Genomic DNA, 24,824 nt, shown 5'->3' with positions numbered 1-24,824 from the left:
AGACAAGAATGACAGAATAAGACCAAGGAGAGGTTATGCGACAGATACTTTTTTTACTCTTGTGCTTTTACTGCCATGTAGCTCACGCCACGTCTTCCGTTTATGATTTTGATATAAAGCATTGGACTAGCGCCGACGGTTTGTCCAGTAACTCTGTGCGTGCTATTACCCGCGATGAACAAGGTTATATTTGGTTTGGAACTTTATATGGTCTTAATCGGTTTGATGGTAAGAACTTTGACGTTTTTACGACCGAGCTTTACCCCACGTTGGCCAGTAACACTATTACCCAATTACTGACTGATAGTGAGGGGAATATTTGGATCGGCACCAAAGCCGGTTTATCTTTGCTTAATCCTAGCACGCTTAAATTCGAGCGATTACCAATTTTTAGTGAAGTGACCTCATTACTTGAAGTTGCTCCTGGTGAAGTATGGGTTGCGGCAGATCAATTATTTAAAGTCAGCGCCGGTAAGGTCAGTCGAGTTGAACACATTAAATCGGTAGTTAGTCAGTTAGCACAAACTGATGAGCAGCTCTGGGTATCGGGTAGCGAGTTCTTATATCAACGCGATCATGCGGGAACATGGCAGCAATTTTCGTTACCGCCAGAATTAGCGCAAAACCCCATTTATGATCTTGCTTGGACGTCATCAGGTTTATTAATTGCGAGTGAAGTGGGCTTATATCGATTGCAATCAGACGGCACTATAACCCTGCAATTGTTGCCAGATAATGCAACCGCAGCTGTTTACCGTGTTTTGGAAGATCAGAGCGGGGCCATGTGGTTATCAAGCCATCGCAAGCTTTTCTATCAGTTTCCCCAGCAACCTTGGCAAGTGGTAACCAGCACAGAGTTAGGCAGTGTTCCTTGGTTTAGCTCTCTTTTTCAAGATCACGAACAAAATATCTGGTTAAGTAGTTTTAGTGACGGGGTGTATTTAGCCAGTCGTAGCCAAATCCGGCGCATTTTACCGGGCTTAGAGCCGGTTATTCGCAGTGTGTCATTAAATCCACAAGGCAAATTACTTTTTGCCAGTCAGCGTGCAGTAGGTACCTTGGAAAGTGACGGAACTTATCGGCCTTATATCAACGAAGCGCTATTAAAAGATCAAACCGTGCATGATCTCTATTGGCGAGACAATCAACATTTATGGCTGGGTTTAGATCGAGGACTTTTCGAATATAACCCAATCGACAATCAGCTTACTCCGGTGTTTAAAGAATTAACTGGGCAAATAGTTAAAGTGGTTCAGGCTGCGACAGATGGGGGGGTCTGGGTAGGCGCGTTACAGGGTTTGTATCATATTAAGCTCGCAGAACCTAACGACGTAACGTCAACGGCCACACTCACGCATTTACCAATTAATGCCGAGTTAGAATCAAGACAGATCACTAGTTTGACCCAAAATCAATATCAGCTGTTTTTTGGAACAAGCCGCGGGTTTTATCGCCTACAAGAAAATAAACTCACGCGTTTAGGCATAGGCAGTGCTTTGTATAACGCGTATATTTTGGCGGCGCAGCTATTACAAGACGGTACCATAATGGTCAGTACACTTGACGATGGTATTTTTATTCAAGTACCTGGGCAGGCGTGGAGCCGGCTGGATAGCGGTAATGGTTTACTGCATGGCCCAGCGTTAAGTTTTTATGAGCACCAGCAAAGCGATTGGGTCTGGATCAGCACGCATAAAGGCATTGTAAGATTATGGCGTGACAGCATTAAAGATGCTGCGACTACAGGCTTTAGAATAGAAGAGGTACTTTCTCCTTTTGATCGGCAAATGGGGAGCTTTTCCAGTCGCTGTTGCAATGGTGCTGGACAGGCAAAAGTCGTGCACTGGCAAGAACAATTATGGTATCCCACATTGCGCGGCTTAGTTGCTGTGCCTGAACAGGTTAATACCGCCGCCCAGCGTCAACTGAATCCACTGATTAAACAGGTGAGTGCGCAGCAGCAGTATGTTATTGGTGCATTACAACTACGACAAGTATTGGCGCAGCATGAGCGTAACATCACGATTAATTATGCAGCGTTCGAGTTTAATCGCCCTGATAGTGTTGAATTTCGCTATCAATTAATCGGGTTTGATGATGATTGGCATAAAGTTGGGACACGACGTCAGGCGGTGTACACCAATTTACCCCCCGGACATTTTGTGTTTCAGTTAGAAGCAAAGTACGTGCATCAAACCTGGCAGGACGCGCAACAGGCAACATTAGATGTGGTGATCCCACGCGCGTTTCACGAAACGTTATTGTATCGTTTACTGTGGTTATTATTAGTGGTTTGCGTACTGTATGCTGCGTTTTGGTTATACCGGAAAAATGCGTTATCCAAACAAGAGCAATTGTCGCGGCTTGTTCTGCAACGAACGCAAGAGTTGGAAAATACTAATCTGAAGTTAAATGAGCTTAATGAGCAACTTAGCCAATTGACGCATCGTGACACCACAACGGGTTTACGAAATTTACGATTTATGCAAGAACAACTCCCTAAAGACATTGAGCATTTTCAACGTAATCGGCAAGCGTTGTTACAACAAGGTAAAACAATCGCGTTACTCTTACTTGAACTAAATGATCACGATAGGATCTTGCAACAATACGGCAGCAAAACAGCAGACAGCATATTGCAGCAGGTGGCGGCGCTATTGAGTCGAGAAACACGTGGGTCTGATTATGTGGTGCGTTACAGTGCTTCGCATTTTATCTTGGTGTTTAGAGATATTTCAGTGCATCAAGTGAGTCAATATGGTCGTCGCTTGGTTGAACAATTGGCAGCAACTGAGTTTAACTTGCTAGAGGGTAATAGCATAAAATGCCATGTTACTGCGGGCTACGCATTGTATCCTCTACCGTTATTAGGCGGACAACTCCTTAGCTGGGAGGTCTCAATTGAAATGGCTGCGTTAGCCTTAGCGCAATTACACGCGAAAGGCGTAATAAATAAAGTTGCGACTTTGCAGTTTGACGAACAAGTTGACGCGTTCGAATTTGAAGAGAGTCGAGAGTTAGCGGTTCAAATAAATCGATTAATTGCCGAAGGGTTAATTACTCTGGAACACGGCTAAACAAACCGCTAAAAAAGCTAAGCTAATAACATATTAAATAGCTAGGAACATTATTTAACCGGCAGTCCTTACCGCAATGTGCGGTAAGGACTGATTGCTGTTTACATCGGGTAAAGTGCTAGTTTTTTTGAAAAAAACGCTCAGCGTGTTTGCTGATCCCTGCACTGTCTAAACCTAATTCCTGATAAATCTCTTGTTGCGCGCCATGTTTAATAAAGTGATCAGGCAGACCCAAATTCAAGACCTTACCGCGGAAACCTTGTTGTAATAAGAACTCGTTTACTGCCGAGCCTGCTCCGCCCATAATTGCGTTGTCTTCAACCGTAATAATGTGGCTATGACTGTCGATAAGTTGCAACAATAAATGTTCATCTAAAGGTTTCACAAAACGCATATCAATCAAGGTTGAATCTAGCGCTGCGGCGGCTTGCTGGCATGCCGTTAGTAAAGGGCCAAAGGCTAAGATAGCAAGCTGTTGCCCTGCTCGTACCAAACGAGCTTTGCCAATGGGTAGCAATTCCATCGTGCTATTGGCGCTTATTCCCGTGCCAGATCCTCGAGGATAGCGTACCGCTGCCACGCCTGCGTGTTGATAGCCAGTATAGAGCATCTGCCGACACTCATTCTCGTCTGAAGGCACCATAATGGTGATGTTTGGGATACAGCGCATAAAACTAATATCGAAGGCCCCTTGATGGGTTGGGCCATCAGCGCCAACAATGCCAGCCCGATCAATCGCAAAAAGCACATCAAGTTGTTGTAGCGCCACATCGTGAATAAGTTGATCATAACCACGTTGTAAAAAACTTGAGTAAATAGCAACAACGGGTTTTAACCCTTCAATCGCCATGCCTGCAGCTAAGGTAACCGCATGCTGTTCGGCAATCGCCACATCAAAATACCGATTAGGAAAGCGCTTAGAAAAGGCAACTAAATCTGATCCCTCACGCATTGCCGGCGTAATGGCTTGCAGACGCTCATCTTGCTCTGCCATATCGCAAATCCATTGTCCAAAAATGTTAGAAAAAACAGGCAGACCAGGTTTTTTAGCGGGTTGAGTGCTGGCACTGGGATCAAATTTAGCCACAGCATGATAGCCAATAGGATCCGCCTCAGCAGGGGCATAGCCTTTACCTTTTTTGGTTACAATGTGCAATAGCTGCGGGCCTTTGAGTTGGCGCATATTGCGAATGGTATCGACTAAGCCCAGCACATCATGGCCATCAATAGGCCCAATATAATTAAACCCAAGCTCCTCAAAGAAGGTACCTGGTGTTACCATGCCTTTAAAATGCTCTTCTGCTTTGCTGGCCAAATCATGCAGGGGAGGCACGCCACGTAAAATCTTTTTACCCCCTTCGCGTAAGCTGGTGTAAAAGCTGCCAGATAAAATGCGGGCAAAATACTGATTTAACGCGCCAACATTTTCCGAAATGGACATTTCATTATCGTTTAAAATAACCAGCATATCGGGTTTCACTTCACCCGCATGATTTAATGCTTCAAACGCCATACCCGCAGTAATCGCACCGTCACCAATAACGGCCACCACTTTACGTTGATTTTTAGCTTGCGCAGCGGCAACGGCCATACCCATTGCCGCACTAATTGATGTGCTAGAGTGGCCAACAGATAAAATATCATACTCACTTTCTTCCCGATAAGGAAAAGGATGCAAGCCCTCTTTCTGACGGATGGTATGCATTTTGTGGCGACGGCCCGTTAAAATTTTATGCGGATAGGCCTGATGACCAACATCCCAGATTAAACGATCGAAGGGGGTGTTATACACATAATGTAAGGCGACGGTTAACTCTACTGCCCCTAAACCTGAAGCGAAGTGACCACTACTCTGGCTTACGGTTTTTAGTAAAAAATGGCGTAACTCCTGACTTAATTGTGGCAAGAGTTCTTGAGGTAACTGACGTAATTGTTCAGGCAAATTTGCCTTAGTCAGCAGCGGATAATCCGTCATATCAATGTGCATAACAAATGCCTATGTTAGAACTTTCTGGCAATAATATAATGAGCGAAGTGTTGTAACTCCGTCGTATCGTAAGGTAGCCGTTGTAATGCCGCTATCGCATCATGATAAAGCTGTTGGGCTTTTTGTTTTGCGCCCTGTAATCCAAGTAATGCTGGATACGTCGATTTATTGGCTTTTACATCAGAGCCTTGTGGTTTACCCAAGGTTTCCGTGTCGCTTTCAATATCCAGAATGTCATCTTGTACTTGAAAGGCTAAACCGAGCGCATCAGCAAATTGGCGCAAGTCAGCCAGCACTGTAGGCGCGTCAATTGGGCTGGCATAATAGGCTAATTGTACCGTGCATTCAATTAAGGCGCCGGTCTTCAGCCTGTGCATTTGCTCTAAAGTGGTTAATGCCACTTGCTGATTTGTATGGGCCAAATCAATAGCTTGTCCCGCACACATCCCAGAGGCACCTGCAGCCCGCGCTAACGCTTTAACCATGGCCAATTGCCGTGATGGCGTAACCTGTATGTAGGCATGATCGCAAAGTGCTTCAAATGCCAGTGCTTGCAGGGCATCGCCGGCAAGAATAGCTGTCGCTTCATTAAATGCAATATGGCAAGTAGGTTTTCCGCGGCGCAAGGCGTCATCGTCCATTGCAGGCAAGTCATCATGAATTAAGGAATAACAATGTATTGCCTCGATGGCTGTCGCTGCAGCATCTAAATCTTCAAGCTTCGCACCCAAAAGCTGACCTACCGCATATACCAAGTAAGGCCTTATACGTTTACCACCTAGTAATAGACTATAGGCCATCGCATCATATAACAAACTGGTTTTTGGAATTTTGCTTGCGAGCAAGTGTTGCAGCTGCTGTTCCACACGTTGTTGAAACATGGGCAAACTGGATGGCGCCAAGTTAGTCTCCTGCTTGCGGTTCAAAAGGGTGTAATTGTTCCTGTTGCTGTTGCAAGAGGATTTGCACTTTTTGTTCAGCGGCGTGTAACTGTTGCTGGCTCTGTTTTACCAAGCTAATTCCGCGCTCAAATTGGCTTAGGGCTTGTTCTAGGGTTAACTCGCCTTGTTCCAGTTGTTGCACGATTTGTTCCAGCTCCAGCACCGATTGTTCAAACTGGCCTGGGGTACTGTTTGTTTTGCTCATAATATTCCCCAAAAAAACTGTGCGCAACCTTATCGTAGCAAGCTATTATGGTCAATGACAAAGCGCTTTGGAACGACTATTTTGATGTTACTTGCTGAATTATTGCTTAATGATTCTCGGCAAAGGTCGATAACTAGGCAGCAGGTAAGTTATTATAATTAATAAGTCGTGTACAGTGCCCCAGCCAACTGGCTTTCTGAAGGAGTAAAATGTGGATTTAGCGACGCTTATAGGAATGGTAGGTGCTATTGGTTTCATTGTTATGGCCATGGTAATAGGTAGTAGTGGCGACGTGGGAATGTTTGCTGATTTAGTGTCTGTCCTCATTGTTTTTGGCGGCTCAATTTTTGTGGTGCTTTCTAAGTTTACGCTGCAGCAATTTTTAGGGGCTGGTAAGGCTGCAGTTAAAGCGTTTATGTTCAAAATTGAAGCACCAGAAGAATTGATTGAGAAAGCCGTGCAATTGGGTGATTCTGCTCGTAAAGGCGGATTTTTGGCGCTTGAAGAAGCCGAAATTCCTAATGCTTTTATGCAAAAAGGCATCAATATGCTAGTTGATGGACATGATGCAGATGTCGTTCGTGCCACGATGCAAAAGGATATTACGTTAACTGAGAAGAGACATGAAAGCGCCATTGCTTTTTTTAAGAGCTTAGGTGATGTTGCCCCAGCGATGGGCATGATTGGAACATTAATTGGTCTAGTGGCGATGTTATCAAATATGGATGATCCCAAAGCCATCGGTCCGGCGATGGCTGTGGCTTTGCTGACAACGCTCTACGGGGCTTTTATTGCTAACGTAATCGCCATTCCACTTGCAGATAAGTTAGCTATCCGTAATCAACAAGAAAAACTGAATAATATGCTCATTCTTGATGCTGTATTAGGCATCCAAGATGGGCAAAACCCGAAAGTTATCGAAGGGATCTTGCGTAATTATTTAGCACAGGGCAAACGTGAGCCCGCTGGAGACGCTACATGAGTGACATGGAAGAAGAGTGCAAATGTCCGCCACCAGGGTTACCTGCTTATATGGGAACTTTTGCAGATTTGATGGCTCTTTTAATGTGCTTCTTCGTTCTGCTGTTAGCCTTTTCCGAAATGGACGTGCTGAAATTTAAACAAATTGCAGGTTCAATGAAGTTTGCCTTTGGGGTGCAAAACAAAATTGAAGTGGATGATATTCCGAAAGGCACTAGCGTGATTGCGATGGAGTTCCGGCCGGGGCGGCCTGATCCAACGCCGATCGAAACATTACAACAGCAAACCATGGAAATGACACAGCAAGTAATCGAGTTTCAGGCTGGTGAAGAAGATTCATCAGGCGGCAGGCAAGAGCAGCGTGATGATCAAACAGGGGGCCAGTCTGCGTTAAACGCTGAGGAAATTGAAGCCGCCGAAGCTGCAGCAGAAGCGGCACAAGAGCAAATTAATGAAACCGTGAAAAAACTGGCTGAAGAGCTCGAACAGCAAATTGTTGATGGTGCTATTGAGCTAGAATCATTAGGGCAACAAATTATTATTCGGATCCGAGAAAATGGTTCTTTTCCGTCAGGCTCCTCCTTTTTACAGCCACGTTTTAAACCTATCGTGTTACAAATTGGACAGATGTTAAATGATATACCCGGTGAAATTACCATTAGTGGGCACACCGATGATTTTCAGGTAGCTGATGAATTACATGCCAATAACTGGGATCTTTCGGCCAAACGCGCGGTGTCGGTGGCTACGGAGATTATTCGGGCGCCCGGTTTTGATCGTAACCGTTTAGTGGTGGTAGGGCATGCTGATACTCGGCCTTTGGTACCGAATAACAGTGAGCTAAATCGGCGACGTAATCGCCGTGTAGAAATTTCCATTATGCAAGGTAAGCCCAAGGTCTCGGATCCGATTAGTTTTGAACCCGTGACTAATCCTTAGTACGTTTCCATCGCTTACGACCTTTGCGAGCGGTTTTATAACGGAAGTCATGCGTATAGTGTGGCAAAGCGCAATCCTAGTATTAGCCCGCTTTGCCACGCGATAAAAGGTATGATTCACTAAAAGTGCGGTGTAGGCATTTACGCGTTTAACGCGCTTTTAGTCCGGTTATTCGCTATACTACGCGGCAATTTTTAGACGGCCGCGATTTTATGCTCGAATTTATTATCAAACTGCATCCCGAAATAGCCATTAAAAGTAAGTCGGTGCGTCAACGACAAACCGAGCTACTCGAACGTAATCTTATTACCATTTTAAAACGGCTTGATCCAAAAATTGCTGTGCGTAGTGTGTATGATCATCTGATTGTTCGTAGCAAGCTAGCGGCACAGCGAGGGAGCTTTATCGCGCGCTTACAGTGTATTCCCGGTATTGTCACCTTTGCCGAAACTAAGACTTGTCACTTCACCGATTTGCATGATATTTTTTTGCAAGTTGCTGCTGTTTATCGCGCGCAACTTAGCGGTAAAACCTTTTGTGTGCGGGTAAAGCGTCAGGGTAATCATGAGTTTAGTTCGCTAGAGGCCGAACGGTATATTGGCGGCGGTTTGAATCAATTAGTCAATAACGCGAAGGTGCAACTAAAACAGCCCGATATCACTATTAAACTAGAAATTAAGCAGGAAAAATTTTTAGTGGTGGTAGAGACATTTTCTGGTATGGGTGGTTTTCCCATCCCTGCCCAACAAGATGTATTATCCCTTATTTCTGGGGGATACGATTCTGCCGTTGCTACCTATTTGATGATTAGAAAAGGCATCCGAAGTCATTTTTTGTTTTTTAATCTTGGTGGTAATGCGCATGAAGCGGGTGTGCGTGAAATTGCATTTTATATCTGGCAAAAATACGGTTTATCGCATCGGGTAAAATTTGTTAGTGTCGATTTTATGCCGGTAGTGAACGAGATTGTGGCAAAAGTCGATTCGAGTTTGCTGGGTGTGGTGCTGAAACGGCTGATGATGCAGGCGGCCAGCCACATTGCTGCGCAGTTAGGGATCCAAGCTATTGTCACCGGTGAAAGTATAGGACAGGTAGCAAGCCAAACCATTGCTAATCTTGCTGTTATTGACCGGGCAACCGATACCCTTATTCTGCGGCCGCTAATTTACCATGATAAACAAGATATTATTGATATTGCCCGACAAATAGGCGTTGAAGCCTTGTGTAGTACTATGCCTGAATATTGTGGTGTTATTTCAAAAAGCCCCACGATTAATGCAGCGTTAGACGCGGTACTGGCAGCTGAGGCTAAGATTGATGTTGCTATCCTCTCGAATGTGCTTACCCACAGTAAAATTTATGATATTCGAACCATTGAGTATCAAGCTGAGCAGCAGGCTCGCACTGTCGCGACCGAAGCGGTTTTACCGCGTGATGCAATTGTTATTGATGTGCGTTCACCCGAAGAAACCGAACACCAACCTTTGCAGTTGCAGCAGCATCTTGTGCTAGAAATTCCATTTTTTCGCTTAGCAAGTCAATTTCCAAGCCTAGATCCGCAACAACAGTATTATTGTTACTGTGAGCACGGCGTTATGAGTCGATTACAAACGTTGTTATTACAAGAAATGGGCTTTACCAATATCGCCGTATATCGCCCTTAATCGGCGCTGAGTGTTTGCCAAATGGCCTGGTTTTCAGGCATGGCGAGTTGATGTTTTGCTGCTGTTTTTAGAATAAAGCCGGTGATGGCCGCTAACTCTAATGGCCGGCCTTGTGCGTGATCTTGTTGCATAGAAGAGTAATTGTTGGCTGTTGCCTGCATAACGTGATAGACATGTTGTAGGGTGCTGTCATAAGGTAATGCCATGCCCTCTGCGTTGGCCAGCTCACAGACTTCGGCTATAATACGTTGAATTGTGCTCGCATATTGCGGTTCGACAAGCGCGCCATTTCGGCAGTTAAACAAGGTTGTTAATGGGTTTATGACGGCGTTAACCGCTAATTTTCGCCAGAGCGCTGGCATAATATTCTCTGTTAGCGTTACCGGTCCTAAGGCTGCCTGCATGGCATCCAATACTGCTGGTGTAGCTTTAACGGCAGCGTGATTTAGCGGACAAAGGCTGCTTTGTCCTTCTCCCGTGTGCTCTATAGCGCCTTTCTTACGCAACGCACCATGGCTGGTACTTAAAAACCATATCCCTTGATCTACACCGGCAAATTGACGCAAACTATCAAGATCCGGCATGCCATTGTGGCTGATAATCAATTGGGCGTGATGGGCTAAATAAGGTTTTAATTGTGCCAGACAGGATGCCACTGCATAGGCTTTTACGGCTACAACACTATGCTGGATAGGGGCTATAGTGGGTAAAAAATAACAGCTATATTGCTGATGTTCTAAGGTGTTGAAGATTACTGAGAGTGGTGCAGGTTCGCGCAGCCACAACGAAACAGCATAGCCATGAAGTTGCAAACGACAGGCGGCAAGTAAACCAATTGCCCCTTGCCCAACAACACTCCACGCTAGGTTTTGCTGCGTGGGCGCCATAGATGCCAAAGCTTACGAATCAGGAAAAACGCCAATACGCCGGCCATATTGGCTAGCCAGTCCCAAAAATCACCATTTCGACGTGTATAGTTCTCTTGTATAACCTCAACCAGCGCGCCATAAATAGCCATCAGTAGCACTACTTTCCAAATGGTAGGGCGAAATCCTTTCCAGACTAATCCACTTAACACAAAGAAGATGCCAAAATGAGCAACTTTGTCCATGTGCTCAAAGCCACTCTTAATTGGATTGCCACTGAGCTCGACCATAAAGCCGGCGGTCGCAATAACAAGAAAAGCCAAACATAAAAATCGATAAAACGCTTGGGGCACGTCAATCCTCCCGATAATGAGGCTCGGATTGTAACAGTTTTCTGGTTATAATCACCAGCATACCTAGATCTATACCTATACCGATTGACTGGAGAGTGAAATGCCATCTTTTGATATTGTTTCTGAAGTGGAACAACAAGAAGTATTAAATGCAGTAGACAATTCAAACCGAGAGTTACAAACCCGTTTTGACTTTCGGGGTGTGAACGCGGAATTTAGCCTTAAAGAAAAAGAGATCACGCTAAAAGCGGACTCAGAATTCCAATTACAACAAATGTTAGAGATCTTTTTAACTAAAGCCGTTAAACGTGGCTTAGATGTGCGTTCCTTTAAAGAAGGCGATGTTGTTCATTCAGGTAAAACCTATAGCCAAAATTTAACGTTGCGCCAAGGTATTGAAACTGAGATGGCAAAAAAGTTAGTAAAGCTGATCAAAGATCATAAGTTAAAAGTTCAAGCCGCGATTCAAGGTGATCAAGTGCGGGTTACCGGTAAAAAGCGTGATGATCTACAAGAAGCGATTGCCTTAATTCGGGCTACTGAGTTAGAACAAGCGTTTCAATTTACCAACTTCCGTGATTAGTTCCTGATCTAACGTGGATATAGAAGAGCCCTCTCTGGTTCTTTGGCTATCTAGATGTCTGTTGACTTTTTGGGATTAATGCGTACACTTGCGGCGGCTCCATTGGGAGCCGTCGTCTTTTTAGGTGCACTGTATTATCAGAGTAGCGCACGTTGTTACGCTTTTAGCGTTTTATGCAACGCGGCCCTATAGCGTGATGGAACAGTGTTAAACGGGAATTTGGTGTAAAACCAAAGCTGCCCCCGCAACGGTAATCAATCTTAGGTATTTCATACGCCACTGTCAGTTGATGGGAAGGCGAAGTACCGGCGTAAGCAGATTGTTAGCCCGGAGACCGGCCTAAAAGTTCTTTCACCTTTACCCTGTGCGGTGGGCACTGGATTGGAGTACGTATGTTAAAACCCTCTTGGGCCGCGGTTATGCTGGCCTCTTGCTGTTCTGCTGCGCAAGCAGAAAACGCCATCGAACGTATCAGTATTTATGCAAATCGTCTGCCAACGGCTGAATCACAGGTGTTAGCCAGTGTTACAGTATTGGAACGTGACGATATCGTTTCCCGTCAAGCCACTGATTTACCAACATTGTTAGCACAAATGCCTGGCATAAATATTGCCCGTGATGGGGGGCGTGGTCAGAACAGCAGCCTGTATTTACGCGGCGGCAACAGTGGTCACACGTTAGTGTTGATCGACGGTGTTCGGACGGGATCTGCAACATTAGGTTATAAAGCGTTAGCCATGGTACCGCTGGAACTGATTGAACGTATTGAGGTGATCCGTGGGCCACGTGCCGCGTGGTATGGCGCTGATGCCTTATCCGGCGTCATTGCGATAAGTACTCGTAAAGCACAGGGTACCGAGATCAATGCGAATGTGGGCAGCTTTGGGCAAGCCGGTACGGATCTTAGCGTGAGTCAACAAGTGGGTGATTTAACCGTGAGTGCGACAGCAGGTTATAGCCGGGCAGATGGCTTTAATGTGCGCAAAGATTTAGATGCCGATCGTGATGGGTATCAGCAACGATTTGCTAAAGTAGCCGCTGAGTATCAGAGCACGGTTGGTACCTGGCAGGCACAATTTGATATTAATTCTGGTTTTAACCAATTTGACACAGCCTGGGGCACTGAGGATGAGGCAGATACATTAAGCCGCAGTTACTTACTTGGCTGGCAGCATGCCGTGGGTGAGTGGCAACATCAAGCTCAACTAAGTCGCGTGCTAGATGATGATACCAGCTTTGGGCCAGACTCCCGCAGTCCTTTTGTGACCGAGCGTGATGAAGTGAATTATCAAACTAGCACCTCTCTCACCGAGCAGCTTACCGGGTTAGCTGGCGTTAATTGGTATTCTGAAGATGTTGCGCGGTCAGGCGTAAATTATGTCATTGATAGCCGAATTAATCGGGCGTTTTTTACTGGGATGAGTTTTAAGCAACAACAATTGCAGCTTGAAGGATCGGTGCGGCGCGATGTTACCGATCAATATGGTGGCAATACCACGTGGCAACTGGCAGCAGGGTACTTTTTTTCCGAGGCGTGGCAAGTGCGAGCAAGTCGTGGCGCTGCTTTTAAGGCTCCAACCTTTAACGATTTGTATTATCCAGGCAGCGCTAATCCTGATTTAGCGCCTGAGCAAACGGTATCTGATGAAGTTGCCATCCATTATCGGGCAAGTAATGGCAGTATTCAGTTGGTTTGGTTTGAAAACGATGTTGATAATTTGATTCAGTTCGATATGGCGACGTTTATGCCGCAAAATATTGAAAAAGCACAGATTTCAGGTGCAGAATTGGTGATCAATGTTGATGTTGCAGAGATCCAACAGCAATTTGCGTATAGTTGGATTGATACTGAAAATACCTTAACCGGACAACGCTTAGTTCGTCGTCCGGAAAATACCCTTAATTGGCGTGCAGAACGGCAGTGGGGCAAGATATCGGCATTTGTCTCTGCAGATTATCAAAGTAATACCTATCAAGGTCCCTTTGCCAGTCAAGAATATCTAGGCGGGTTTACAGTCTGGGGAGTAGGCGCCAGTTATCCGGTGTCTAACAGTTTGATTGTAAGAGCCAATCTTGCCAATCTGTTTGATAAACGCTATCAAACCAATGCCAGTTACACTACGGCGGGCGTAAATTTTGGCCTTAGCCTGAGCTATCGGCCACAGTAAGAGGGGCGCAGTAAGGGTGTTGTTTTATGCCGTGTGATGCACATCAAGCAGACGTTTAGTCTGCTTGATGTTTAAGGACGTGTGTAAAGCGCTGCCGAAATTTAGCCATTTTGGGCGTGATGAGCATCTGACAGTAACCTTGATAGGGATTTTGTTTGTAATACCCTTGATGATAAGCTTCTGCTGGATAGAACTGGCTTACAGGGCTGACTTCAGTAACAATCGGTGCGTTAAACAATTTGTGCTGCGTAAGCTCCGTTATCATGCTGGTGGCATCTTGCTGCTGCTGAGCGTTATGGGTAAAAATCACCGAACGGTATTGCGTGCCAACATCATTGCCTTGCCGGTTAAGTTGCGTGGCATCGTGCAAACTAAAAAAAATCTGACACAACTCAACAAAGCTTATCTGTGTAGGATCAAATTGTACTTGCACCACCTCGGCGTGACCGGTTGTGCCAGTGCACACGCTACGATAATCTGGGTTCGCCGTTTGACCGCCCATATAGCCGCTGACGGCGAGTTTAACCCCTTTTACTTCGTTTAACGCGGCTTCTAAACACCAAAAACAGCCTGCGCCAAAGGTTGCCAGTTCTGTTTGCTCTGTTGTCACGTTCATAGTTAGTCCTTAAGGTGCATTGTTAACAAATAGGTTAACCAATGGGTTAACCTCGTCGAGATTGATCGTGCTGTCATTATTCGTCGTAAAATAGTATGGCAGTTATAAGCAGCATTTTTTGTTGTTTGCTCTTCAGATTTACTCAGCATTAACTCATTACGGTGTATTTAAACGCTTGGATGATTGCGACATGCAAGATGCAAGATGAGAGCTAAGCCAAGTTGACATACAGGATCCTACTCATCGAATGATAACAGGATGGAATTAAAACATGAAAGTAGCAGTAATAGGTGCGGGTATTGCAGGGATCAGTTGTGCCAGCGCGTTGCATGCAGCCGGTTGCAGTGTCATGTTGTTTGACAAGGCACGGGGTCCCGGAGGTCGCATGACCAGTAAGCGCACGGGTCATGGGTATATGGATTTTGGTGCGCAATATTTTACGGCGCGTCACCCAAAATTTCAGCAACAAGTAGCAAGATGGCAGCAGCAGGGGGTAGTGAGTCGTTGGTTAGCGCCAATGTATCAGTATAACCAAGGACAATTAAGTGCCTCGCCTGATGAGCAACAACGCTTTATCGGTATTCCTGCCATGCACAGCCCATTAAAGTGGCAAGCTCAGGCTATTCCGAGTGAAATGGATTGCCGAATAACCTTGTTGCAGCAGGTGTCTTCAGGCTGGCAATTAACCTCTGAACAAGGACAGGTGTTTGGTCCCTTCCAACATGTAGTGTTGTCTATACCTCCCGTACAAGCAGCGGCATTGCTCAATAGCCATTCTGCATCTTTGGCAACAGACACAACCATAAGCTTACCTGAAACGCTTTTACAGCCTTGTTGGGCTGCAACGCTGGTGTTAGCGGCGCCAACAGGCCATGCCGCAGGGGGTATTTTTGTGAAAGGTGAACACCGTTCGCTGAGTTGGATCAGTCGGCAGAACAGCAAGCCTGGCAGAGCACAGGTCGAAAGTTGGTTATTACATTTTAGCCCACATTTCAGTGCGTCCCATTTGCAGGCGTCCACCGAGTTCTTGCAACAACACGCTACAGACTGTTTATCCGAGATAATCGGCAAACCGATTAGTGTGACAGAGGCCATTTGTCATCGTTGGTTATATGCACAAATTGATGCTGGGGCGGCTGAGATGAATCTATCGGATAATCCCCATGAGGGCGTGTGGCTGGCAGGTGATTGGATGCGTGGTGGCCGAGTAGAAAATGCCTGGTTAAGTGGTGATGATATTGCCAGTAAGATACTGGCCCTCAAATAGGGCCTCAAATAGGATAAGACACGATGCAACATTGGTTAATTTTAGGCGCTAGCGGTGGTATTGGCTTTGCCATGGTACAGCAGCTTTTGGCACAGGGTCATCGGGTATCGGCAATCAGTCGTCAGCCGCTGTCCACAACGTTATCAACGCCATTTGAAATAACACATACGCCGCAGGCGTTAACCTGGTATACCTTAGCATCTGCTGATGATACTGCCGCGCCAAGCGTGTTGGCAGAGATTTTTGCAAGCAAAGTCGATGCAATAATGTTGTGCCAAGGCTGGTTGCACGGTGAAGGCATGTTACCTGAAAAGTCGATTAAACAACTGAGTCGTCGCGCGTTAGCGCAAAGCTATGAGATTAATGTGATCCATCCTGCATTATACCTGCAAGCATTGCTGCCTTTTCTTGCTAAACAAGAAGCAATTAAAGTGGCGGTATTAAGTGCTAAAGTGGGCAGTATCAGCGACAATCAATTAGGTGGTTGGTACAGTTACCGGATGGCAAAAGCAGCCTTAAATATGCTGGTAAAGAGCAGCAGTATCGAATTGGCACGTTATAATAAAACTGCAGTGTTATTTAGTTTGCACCCAGGCACTACTGATTCAGAGTTATCCGCTCCTTTTCAAAAGAATCTACCACAAGGTCAATTACGCAGTGCTGCCGATACGGCGTCGCGCTTAATTGCGGTGTTCGCTGCGGTCACGCCCGAACAATCGGGTGCACTGATTAATTGGGATGGTACGGTATTACCGTTCTAAACAGGATTGCAATCATACGGATATTGGATAACAAAGAAAAAATAATGAATAACCTCAGCATCTTTGCCTAAACGTATTTAGTAGAAAGGTCGTTCTGTGTTTACGCGAAAGCAATGAAAAAAACCGAGTCTAACTCGGTTTTTTTATTGGTATACGGTTGTTAAGATCGTGTTTTATTAACTGACAAGCTTTTACTGCAGCAGGCTGGGCCTTAAGGAAGGCCCAGCGACATACTGTTATCAGTCTTTGGGTAAGGCTGTTGTTGCCTTTGCCGGTGTGGCAGTTGGCACCACTTCATCTGCGGCATGCTCATCTGGTGCATCGGCTTCTAAGCGCGCGAGTTCTCGCGTTAGCGTTAATGGCGAACCTGTATTACGAGCAATAGCAATGTAGATCACCGGCACCACGTAAATGGTGAGTAAGGTTGCTAACGCAACACCACACAGAATCACCATACCAATGACCATACGGCTCTCTGAGCCAGGTCCAGTGGCAAGAACCAGCGGCAAACTACTCATTACCGTGGTAAAGGCTGTCATAACGATGGGGCGTAAGCGCTGTGTTGCTGCACGCTTTACCGCATCTTCAAACGCCACGCCAGCGTCGCGTAATTGGTTGGCAAATTCCACTATTAATATGCCGTTTTTCGCTACTAAACCAATAAGCATCACAAGGCCTATTTGGCTGAAAATGTTTAACGTCATACCTGCAAAATACAAGCCTGATAAGGCGCCAACTAACCCAAGCGGCACCGTGATCATAATCACCAGCGGATGAATGAAGCTCTCAAATTGGGCAGCCAATACCAGATAGGTAATCAACAGCGCTAATATAAATACCAAAGCCGTTGATTGACCGCTTTCTTGGAATAAAAGTGATTCGCCCTTGTAATCAATACCCACAGGGGCGTCAATTTCAGTACGCACAATATCTTCCAAATACTCGAGTGCTTCGCCTAAACTATACCCAGGCGCCATGCTGCCCGTAATAGTAATAGAGCGCATCCGATTGTAACGGTTCAGGCTTGATGCTGTGGCCTCTTCACGTAAGGTTATTAAATTATCTAATGGGATCAGTTCGTTGCTGCTATCTGAACGGATATAAACATTACTAATCGTACCCGGTGCGCGGAAGTCGTTATCTAAGCCTTCGATGATCACATCGTATTCGCGGCCGCGATCTAAGAAAGTAGTTACGCGACGCCCGCCTAACATGGCCTCCAGTGCCCGACCTACTGCGCCAACCGAAATGCCTAAGTCACCTGCACGATCCGTATTGATTTCTACCAACACTTGCGGCACGGTTTCTTTGTAATCATGGTCTAACATCAACAGATTAGGATTCTCAGCGGCGCGATTAAGGATAATGTCACGCCACAGCGCCAATTCCTCATAGGTGTTGCCTTGTATAACAAACTGAATAGGCCGATTACCGCCACCGCCGCCACCTAAGCCACCACGCATAAAGGTAAAGGCTCTCACATCGGGTAGTTCGTTAATTTTCACCCCAATTTCGGATACTAGATCTTGGGTGCGTCGTTTGCCGTTGTACCAGTTTTCAGTACCCACAATTGCTACGCCACCATTATTACCCCAGCCGGGTACTCGGATCAGCATCCGAGTTAATTGGCCATCTTCGTAATAGGGCGTCAAAATATCTTCAATTAGACGCATGTTACGGCTATTACTTTGATAGCTCGCGCCTTCAGCTGGGCTCATCATCACAAAAAAGGTGCCGCGATCTTCTTGAGGCGCGAGTTCGCCGGGTAGCATCCTTACCAATTGTACGCTGGCAAGGAAACAGAGCACGACGACCAAGATAACGGGCCATCTTTTACTGCACACGATATTGAGCTGATTGGTGTAAGCACGTTCAAGTCGGTTAAATCCGCTGTGCAGCCAAGTTCCTAATTTACTTTCACGCTTGCGATGTGTTAGCAGCTTACTACACAACATCGGCGATAACGTTAAGGCAACCACACTGGAGAACGCCACGGCGGCGGCGACGGCAAGCGCAAACTCAGTAAAGAGTTTACCTAATTGTCCTTGCATAAATACCAGAGGAACAAACACGGAGATTAACACTAAGGTGGTTGCTACCACAGCAAAACCCACTTCACGTGCCCCGCGATAAGCCGCAAGTAATGGGGCTTCACCTTGTTCGATACGCCGATAAATATTTTCTAGGACAACAATAGAATCATCTACCACCAAACCTATGGCTAAAACCATAGCAAGTAGTGTCAATAAGTTGATAGAAAAATCGAGCGCATATAACACGGTGACTGCAGCAACTAGGGCTACCGGCACGGTAATGGCAGGAATAAAGGTGGCGCGGATATTACCCAAAAATAAGAAGATCACCAAAATCACCATACACATGGCAATACCCAAGGTGTTGTACACTTCTTTGATTGATTCAGAGATAAACACCGACGAATCATAGCCTGGCTCTATCGTCATCCCTGGGGGAAGATTGGCTTTAATCCGTTCCATTTCGGCGCGCGCATTACGTACAACATCTAACGTATTGGCTTTAGACTGCTTAATAATGCCGATACCAAGGATGTTTTTACCATCGCTACGAAACTCGCCTTCTTCGTCTTCAGCGGTCAGCATCACATCGGCGATTTCGGACAAGCGTACTAAATAATTGTTTGCACCGCGTTTAACCACGATGCGTTCAAAATCTTGCTGGCTACGAAACGAACGCACCACGCGCACGGTAAAATCACGATCAAAGGATTTAATGTTACCCGCGGGTAGTTCAACGTTTTCAGCACGTAAAACGGCTTCAACATCTTGTACCGTTACCCCACGTGCGGCCATGGCATCACGATCTAACCAAATGCGCATGGCATAATCGCGTGCACCGCCAAATTGCAAACGGGCCACGCCATCTACTACCGAGAAACGCTCCGCAATATAACGATTCGCATAATCGGTCAGTTCCAGCGTGGTCATATTATCGCTATTAAGTACAAACCATGCGATGGTGTCTTCATCTGCATTCGCTTTAAACACTTCTGGTGGATCAGCTTGATCAGGTAGGTTGTTTAGTGCACGTGATACGCGCTCTCGCACGTCGTTTGCCGCAGCATCAATATCGCGTTCAACATTAAACTCGATAGTGATACTAGAACGACCATTGCGACTGCTAGAATCGATACTTTTAATGCCCTCAACGCCGCTAATGCGGTCTTCGAGAATTTGGGTAATTTTACTTTCGACAATCTCCGCAGAGGCTCCGGGATAGTTAGTATTAATACTAACGATAGGGGAATCAATATCCGGATACTCACGCAGCGGCAGCATGGTAAAACACACAATACCGAATATAACCAACAATAAGTTAACGACGGTGGCAAAAACCGGACGTTTTACAGAGGTATCAGATAGCCACATGGTTAGCCTCCGACTTTGCTAATGGTCACGCCAGTACGAAGTTTTTGTACGCCTTCAATCACAATTTCATCGCCTTCACGCAAGCCAGAAATAACTTCTACCCAACCAGGAATACGTTGTCCCACTTCAATTTCTTTTTGTTGAACTTTGTTTTCGCTGTCGACAATAAACACATATTGACGATTTTGTTGCGGTAGCAAGGCTTTTTCTGAAATTCGCAGGACCTCACGATTTTCCAGTTGTAGTTGCACATTTAGCAGCATGCCAGGGCGTAATTGTAGGCTTTCGTTATCAATGATGCCGTGTATTGTGACTGAGCGCGTTATAGGATCTAAACGCGTGTCGATGGCTGATACTTTACCCTGAAATTTGATATTGCCATAAGCAACGTTGGTCACACTGATGGGCATACCAACGGCGACTTCAGCAAGATAGCGTTCGGCAATACTAAAGGCGACACGTAATTGCTGCATATCATCCAGCGTCGTAATCACCGTACCGCCGCTAACATAGGCGCCTTGGCTAACTTGACGTAATCCCAAATGCCCCGTAAACGGCGCTTTTATGGTCATTTCAGTTAGTTGTTGGCGTGCGATATCCAATTGCGCTTTGGTGCTATTCACTTTACTTTGTTGTTCGTCTAACAGCGATTGTGCTGCAGCTTGAGTAGTCGCTAAATTTTTCAAACGATCCAATTGACGACTTTGCTCCATTAATACCGCATCCAGTTCGGCAACCCGGGCGCGTTGTTGCACGTTATTCAACCGCGCAATCACTTCTCCCTGTTCTACTTTTTTTCCTTCACTGACATTCAGCTCAATCAGAAATTCGCTGCTTGGCGCAATTAATTGGATGGAATTATTGGCAATACCTGTACCTAGCGCGCTAACCTCGCGGCTCATGGCAAGGCTTTCAACTTTCGCCGTTTTTACTGCCACATCGGCTACACGGCTTCGGTTAGTCCCATTTGTTTGCTGCGTTTGCCAGTATAAAAAACCAACAAAAAATAGCATTGCCAGTAAAATAAACCATATTAGTCGTGAATGTAATTGCGCCAAGGGAACTCCGAGTTATATCAAAAAAAGCCTGTGGGCTATTGTATGGAATTATGGTGCATTCAGATTTCCTATTATCGCAATGAGCGGGGGATTGGTCGTATCATTCATCTAAATGATGAACTGCTTAGCAATAATTTTATGGTAATCTTACGCCTAACCAATCTAAAGCGCGCATTTACACCGTAAATAAAGCGCATACCTTATAACTGATATGAGTTTTTTATGGCCAACACTGCAACCACGTTAACTTTTTCCGGCTCAGCCAGTAGCGGGGGGGCGTACTTGTTGCTGTCTAGTGTAGGTGGTTTCCTGTTGCTGTTGATTTATACGGCATTTATTGCGGAGTCTTTTAGCTGGCTATTGGCCATTGCGTATATAGCCAGTTTTATGGGCGTGTTTATTGGCTGGGCAAAACTTGCAGAGCCTAAATACAGTTTGGTTTGCGATGACGCCGGAGTACATTATCATCATCGTGTTGGCAGTTGGTTCTTACCCTGGCATGCATTTCAATACAGTGCCGTGCCCAGCATTGATGGCAACGATTTAGCTTATATCGGTTTTAAAGTCTCAGATTATGATGCAGTGTTAACGAAAATCTCTTTACGTTTAGCCGTCCGCATTATGACGGAGCAAAGGCCATTGTTTTTGGAAGCGATTAAGCAAAGTTGTCAGACTGGTCAATGCGCTTCAGAATTATTGCGGGAAAAAGATGTATTTAAAACAGCTAAACAAGATTACGCTGGTGTAAAAGCTATTTTTGCGCATCGTATGCAGCGTTTGGGCAATGTGAGCGGTTTTGAACTCATGGTACCTATTAATGCCAAGACAGTTGAAGCGCAGCAATGGTGCCAGCAAATTAATAAATTACGCTTAACACAGTTACATCCTGCAAATAGTAACCCGCTCTAGACAGCTCTTAAATGCTGTATCATAATAAGTTAAAATTCAATCATCTGGCAGGCAATAATGAATAGTTACGAAAAAGCTTTCTTGGTGAGTGGTCGCAATACACTTATTCATAAAAACAAAAAATTAGATTTGGTGATCATCAATGATGATGATGATCCGCCATTGATTGTGACCCGTAATGGCGTAAAGCTTTTTGATGAAGAGGTTCCTGGGAGCCGGGTAGAAGCAAAAGAGCGCTATTTAGAATTGGTCGATGTGTCGAGTGTTGATGTGTTTGGTGAGACTAAAACGCTGTTGTTTATTCAGGCTTTAAATAACAAAGAGTATAAAGTAGATTATACTAAACAAGGCTCCGACATGTTTATTCGCCTGCACCAAGATAACTATATTTAACGTTTGATTGTTCATATCCCGTCTTCGCACTAAGCCTTGAATAACTCAGGGCTTGCCTTTTATGCCTTTTTTTGTTTCATTAATATCCTAATCTCCCTTTTTCCCCAGTCGTAGTGGGTGAGGTACTTATGCAATTTACTGAACACGAAAGTACTATAACAATTAACGTGTCGGTTACTGCTTCATCGTTAACGTTCGAACATGTTCAGCAATCCCTGCATGATGCGGGCTATTCCCGTTTTTATTTACTAAAAGCGCAACTCGATAATTTATTGGCAGAATATCATCAATTACAGCAAAAAGTGATTGCGGGCACTTTAGCTGACGCTGCGAAATCGCTTAGTTATCCTATTGCGGAAAAACGGGCTGCCCAATTAGTGTTTGAAATTGCTGAAGACAAAATGACAGCCGTGGCGTTTATTACTGCAGCGTGGGGCGGAGCTCCTATTGCAGCCAATGCGTTAGTCAAAGCCGCGCAAGAAGCTGGCATTGTGTTTGGTTTTAATAAAGAGAATATTGTACGTTTAGTCCAAGATGCGAGTCGAGCTGAGCCTGGTATTCGGCTGCGTGAAGAAGTCGCTTATGGTCGTGTCGCAGTAAATGGGGTGAATTCACGTTTTATTCCTATGTTGCCGGATATGGTAATACGGCGCAATCAACCCTTGGTTGACTCTGAGTCTAAAGCTGATTTACGTGATTTTGGTGTTATTCCGTCTGTTGCGGCAGGCACACCTTTGATGCAACGTTTACCGCCAACGCAAGGTGAACCTGGCTTTACCGTGACGGGCGAGCGACAGCCTCCAGTACCGGGCGTGATCATTGAATGGCAGTTAGGCGCCGGGGTTGAATTGGCAGCAGATGATCCTGATATGTTGCTAGCCCAACAGGATGGCTTGCCTCGAGCAATTGAAAATGGTGCTACGGTAGATGATGTTTTTACGGTGAATCAAGTCGATTTAACCTCCGGGCATATCATTTTTAAAGGCTCTGTTGTGATCAGCGGAAATGTCTCAGCTGGAATGAAAGTGATTGCCGGCGGTAATGTATTTATTAAAGGCGTAGTAGAAGGTCAGCTTATTGAGGCTGGTGGCGATATTGTGGTTGGTGGGGCGATCATTGGACATCAAGTGATGACAGCCAATCAGCAAGAATATAGTACGGTGTTAAAAGCCAAAGGCAATATACACTGTAATATGGCGCAGTACTCAGCGCTCAATTGTGATGGTCATATTTATGCCAGCAAGTACCTTATGCACTGTTTTGTTAATGCACATGCCGTATTAGCCGGGACGGAAGATAAAATAAATGGCAAGGTGGTCGGTGGCCATTATTACCTTGCTAAAAGCCTGCATTGTGGACAACTCGGCTCGCCTTCAAATGGTGCAGTGATGATTAAGCTGAATCGATTATTGGATCCTTTGGTTGAACAGCAGGCGTTGTTACGTACCCAAGTGAGTGAAGCCAAAGATCTGCTGGCCGATTTAAAACAGCATATTGAAGGACAGAAAAAACTGCAGACCGGTCAAGTGGATCCACAAATGCAGATGTTCGAAATTGAGTTTGTTGAACAGCAAAAACTGGCCAAGATGCTGTTAGCTGAGTTAAGAGCCTTAGAAGCTAAACGGCAAGAGTTACTATTGACCTTAGAGGTTAAAGCGACCCAACAAGTGTTTTCTGCGGTAGATATTCAATTTGGGCATGAAACCGTAAGAAGCCGGCGTGAATATGGGCCCTCTATCGCCAAGATCGTTGATGGTCATCCCAGCATTGAGCCTTTGTAGTGTTATGCGACCAGCAGGTGGGGCGCTGCGTTAACATGAGGTGTAATAAAGCCCATTTTTTCTTATGCTATAACTAAGATAGATTGTTGGGTTACTCCTGTGCCAGTACTTGTGTTTATTTTGCTACTTCTAAGCAGTTTGTCGGTTAAGGCAGACTGTAATATGGCTTTTCGCTATGGTGTGCTAATTTCGCCTGAGCATATTCGTGTGATGCAAAATAATCGTACTTTTGTGCAAATAAATCATAATCAACAGCTGTTTGTAAAAGGGGAGTGGCAGCAGTTAGATGAAGAAGAGCAACGTTTGCTACAACTTTACTCGGAAGGGTTGCGCAAATTTGTGCCTGAAATTGTCAGTTTAGCTGTAGATGGTGTTGAAGTCGGTTTATCCAGTATTGAAGCGATGTTAGCTGGCGTGGGCAATAAATCGCAGCAAGCGGAATGGCGGGCGTTAATCCGCGAAACCACCTTTCAGTTTTTATCACGTTTTGTCCGTACCGGTGATCATTTTTACTTAGCCCCACAAAGTTTGAATGAGCTAGATAATTTTTTAAACCGTGAGCTTAAACCCCAGTTACACACCCTAGCACGACACAGTGTGGGGGCTGTGTGGGGAGCATTGCGTGATGCTTTACGTCAGTCCGACAGTAACTTTGAGCGTGCTGAGACGCAAGATTGGCAATCCGTTAATCAGTTAATGGAAAAAATCACTCTGGGTATGGATGAAAAGATTGTCGAATTGGAAGCTAAATCGGCGCTGTTTTGCCAGCGGATGCGAGAATTAGATCATATAGAAAGCAAGCTGCAACAGCGGATCCCGCTGTTGGCAGAGTATGACGTGGTTGTCGAAAAACTTTAAATTGCCAAGGCGC

20 protein-coding genes and 1 riboswitch are annotated in these 24,824 nt (G+C 45.4%); of the genes, 12 read left to right on the top strand and 8 right to left on the bottom strand.

The features are described from left to right. The first annotated feature begins 35 nt into the window (after positions 1-35). A complete protein-coding gene (locus IE070_RS01580; RefSeq protein WP_189479751.1) occupies positions 36-3,077 on the top strand; it encodes a ligand-binding sensor domain-containing diguanylate cyclase in 3,042 nt (1,013 codons plus the stop codon). 118 nt (positions 3,078-3,195) lie between these two features. On the opposite strand, the gene dxs is transcribed toward IE070_RS01580, so the two are convergent. From dxs to IE070_RS01565, 3 genes are read right to left on the bottom strand one after another with little or no spacing between them, the layout of a single operon-like run. Further along, positions 3,196-5,064 carry a 1-deoxy-D-xylulose-5-phosphate synthase gene (dxs, locus tag IE070_RS01575; RefSeq protein WP_189479749.1) on the bottom strand — a complete coding sequence of 623 codons (1,869 nt, stop codon included), beginning with the start codon at positions 5,062-5,064 and terminating at the stop codon, positions 3,196-3,198. Between the two features lie 14 nt (positions 5,065-5,078). Then, complete coding sequence (gene ispA / locus IE070_RS01570; RefSeq protein WP_229796889.1) at positions 5,079-5,966, bottom strand: (2E,6E)-farnesyl diphosphate synthase; 888 nt, start codon at positions 5,964-5,966, stop codon at positions 5,079-5,081. 1 nt (position 5,967) lies between these two features. Next, entirely contained in the window at positions 5,968-6,210 is a 243-nt protein-coding gene (locus IE070_RS01565; protein ID WP_189479747.1) for an exodeoxyribonuclease VII small subunit, read from the bottom strand. A gap of 211 nt (positions 6,211-6,421) precedes the next feature. Between IE070_RS01565 and pomA the strand changes: the two genes are divergently transcribed. The 3 genes from pomA (at position 6,422) to thiI (ending at position 9,794) form a co-directional block, all read left to right on the top strand. Further along, positions 6,422-7,192 carry a flagellar motor protein PomA gene (gene pomA / locus IE070_RS01560; RefSeq protein ID WP_189479745.1) on the top strand — a complete coding sequence of 257 codons (771 nt, stop codon included), beginning with the start codon at positions 6,422-6,424 and terminating at the stop codon, positions 7,190-7,192. After that, the gene (locus tag IE070_RS01555; protein WP_189479743.1) at positions 7,189-8,130 is read left to right on the top strand and encodes a flagellar motor protein MotB; all 942 of its coding nucleotides are present in this window, start codon (positions 7,189-7,191) and stop codon (positions 8,128-8,130) included. The genes pomA and IE070_RS01555 overlap by 4 nt, the downstream gene beginning before the upstream one ends. 212 nt (positions 8,131-8,342) lie before the next feature. Beyond that, a complete protein-coding gene (thiI, locus tag IE070_RS01550; protein WP_189479741.1) occupies positions 8,343-9,794 on the top strand; it encodes a tRNA uracil 4-sulfurtransferase ThiI in 1,452 nt (483 codons plus the stop codon). Here thiI and IE070_RS01545 read toward each other — a convergent pair. Both IE070_RS01545 and IE070_RS01540 read right to left on the bottom strand, forming a co-directional pair. Next, the gene (locus IE070_RS01545; protein WP_189479739.1) at positions 9,791-10,681 is read right to left on the bottom strand and encodes a ketopantoate reductase family protein; all 891 of its coding nucleotides are present in this window, start codon (positions 10,679-10,681) and stop codon (positions 9,791-9,793) included. The two genes, thiI and IE070_RS01545, sit on opposite strands and share 4 nt — an antisense overlap. Next, positions 10,657-11,013, bottom strand: a complete 357-nt coding sequence (locus IE070_RS01540) for a VanZ family protein (RefSeq protein WP_189479737.1) — start codon at positions 11,011-11,013, stop codon at positions 10,657-10,659. The genes IE070_RS01545 and IE070_RS01540 overlap by 25 nt, the downstream gene beginning before the upstream one ends. Positions 11,014-11,113: 100 nt before the next feature. Here IE070_RS01540 and IE070_RS01535 point away from each other — a divergent pair, with 100 nt between their 5' ends. Beyond that, positions 11,114-11,596: a YajQ family cyclic di-GMP-binding protein gene (locus tag IE070_RS01535; protein ID WP_189479734.1), complete on the top strand. Its 483-nt coding sequence runs from the start codon at positions 11,114-11,116 to the stop codon at positions 11,594-11,596. 156 nt (positions 11,597-11,752) lie between these two features. Beyond that, positions 11,753-11,953, top strand: a riboswitch (cobalamin riboswitch). A gap of 35 nt (positions 11,954-11,988) precedes the next feature. Beyond that, positions 11,989-13,764, top strand: coding sequence for a TonB-dependent receptor domain-containing protein (locus tag IE070_RS01530; protein ID WP_189479732.1), 1,776 nt, complete (start codon positions 11,989-11,991; stop codon positions 13,762-13,764). Positions 13,765-13,819: 55 nt separating this feature from the next. Here IE070_RS01530 and msrA read toward each other — a convergent pair whose 3' ends face one another. After that, entirely contained in the window at positions 13,820-14,380 is a 561-nt protein-coding gene (gene msrA, locus IE070_RS01525) for a peptide-methionine (S)-S-oxide reductase MsrA (protein WP_189479730.1), read from the bottom strand. Positions 14,381-14,651: 271 nt separating this feature from the next. On the opposite strand from msrA, the gene IE070_RS01520 reads away from it, so the two are divergent. Then, on the top strand, positions 14,652-15,647 hold the full coding sequence (locus tag IE070_RS01520; RefSeq protein ID WP_189479728.1) for an NAD(P)/FAD-dependent oxidoreductase: 996 nt from the start codon (positions 14,652-14,654) through the stop codon (positions 15,645-15,647). Between the two features lie 23 nt (positions 15,648-15,670). Then, positions 15,671-16,408 carry an SDR family NAD(P)-dependent oxidoreductase gene (locus IE070_RS01515; RefSeq protein ID WP_189479726.1) on the top strand — a complete coding sequence of 246 codons (738 nt, stop codon included), beginning with the start codon at positions 15,671-15,673 and terminating at the stop codon, positions 16,406-16,408. A gap of 239 nt (positions 16,409-16,647) precedes the next feature. Here IE070_RS01515 and IE070_RS01510 read toward each other — a convergent pair whose 3' ends face one another. After that, entirely contained in the window at positions 16,648-19,812 is a 3,165-nt protein-coding gene (locus tag IE070_RS01510; RefSeq protein WP_189479725.1) for an efflux RND transporter permease subunit, read from the bottom strand. A gap of 2 nt (positions 19,813-19,814) precedes the next feature. After that, positions 19,815-20,870 (bottom strand): efflux RND transporter periplasmic adaptor subunit, encoded by a 1,056-nt coding sequence (locus IE070_RS01505; RefSeq protein ID WP_189479723.1) that lies wholly within the window; start codon positions 20,868-20,870, stop codon positions 19,815-19,817. 222 nt (positions 20,871-21,092) lie between these two features. Between IE070_RS01505 and IE070_RS01500 the strand changes: the two genes are divergently transcribed. The 4 genes from IE070_RS01500 to IE070_RS01485 all read left to right on the top strand — a co-directional run bounded on the left by IE070_RS01500 (position 21,093) and on the right by IE070_RS01485 (position 24,811). Further along, positions 21,093-21,779 (top strand): DUF2982 domain-containing protein, encoded by a 687-nt coding sequence (locus tag IE070_RS01500; RefSeq protein WP_189479721.1) that lies wholly within the window; start codon positions 21,093-21,095, stop codon positions 21,777-21,779. Positions 21,780-21,836: 57 nt separating this feature from the next. Further along, positions 21,837-22,172 (top strand): hypothetical protein, encoded by a 336-nt coding sequence (locus tag IE070_RS01495; protein ID WP_189479719.1) that lies wholly within the window; start codon positions 21,837-21,839, stop codon positions 22,170-22,172. Positions 22,173-22,300: 128 nt separating this feature from the next. Then, entirely contained in the window at positions 22,301-23,953 is a 1,653-nt protein-coding gene (locus IE070_RS01490; RefSeq protein ID WP_189479717.1) for a flagellar assembly protein A, read from the top strand. Between the two features lie 162 nt (positions 23,954-24,115). After that, positions 24,116-24,811 carry a DUF2884 family protein gene (locus IE070_RS01485; RefSeq protein WP_189479716.1) on the top strand — a complete coding sequence of 232 codons (696 nt, stop codon included), beginning with the start codon at positions 24,116-24,118 and terminating at the stop codon, positions 24,809-24,811. Positions 24,812-24,824 lie beyond the last annotated feature (13 nt).

Source organism: Alishewanella tabrizica, assembly GCF_014652375.1.
GTDB classification, from domain to species: Bacteria; Pseudomonadota; Gammaproteobacteria; order Enterobacterales; family Alteromonadaceae; genus Alishewanella; species Alishewanella tabrizica.
Note: the sequence above shows the minus strand (reverse complement) of the source record. Positions and strands in the feature narration are given on the sequence as shown.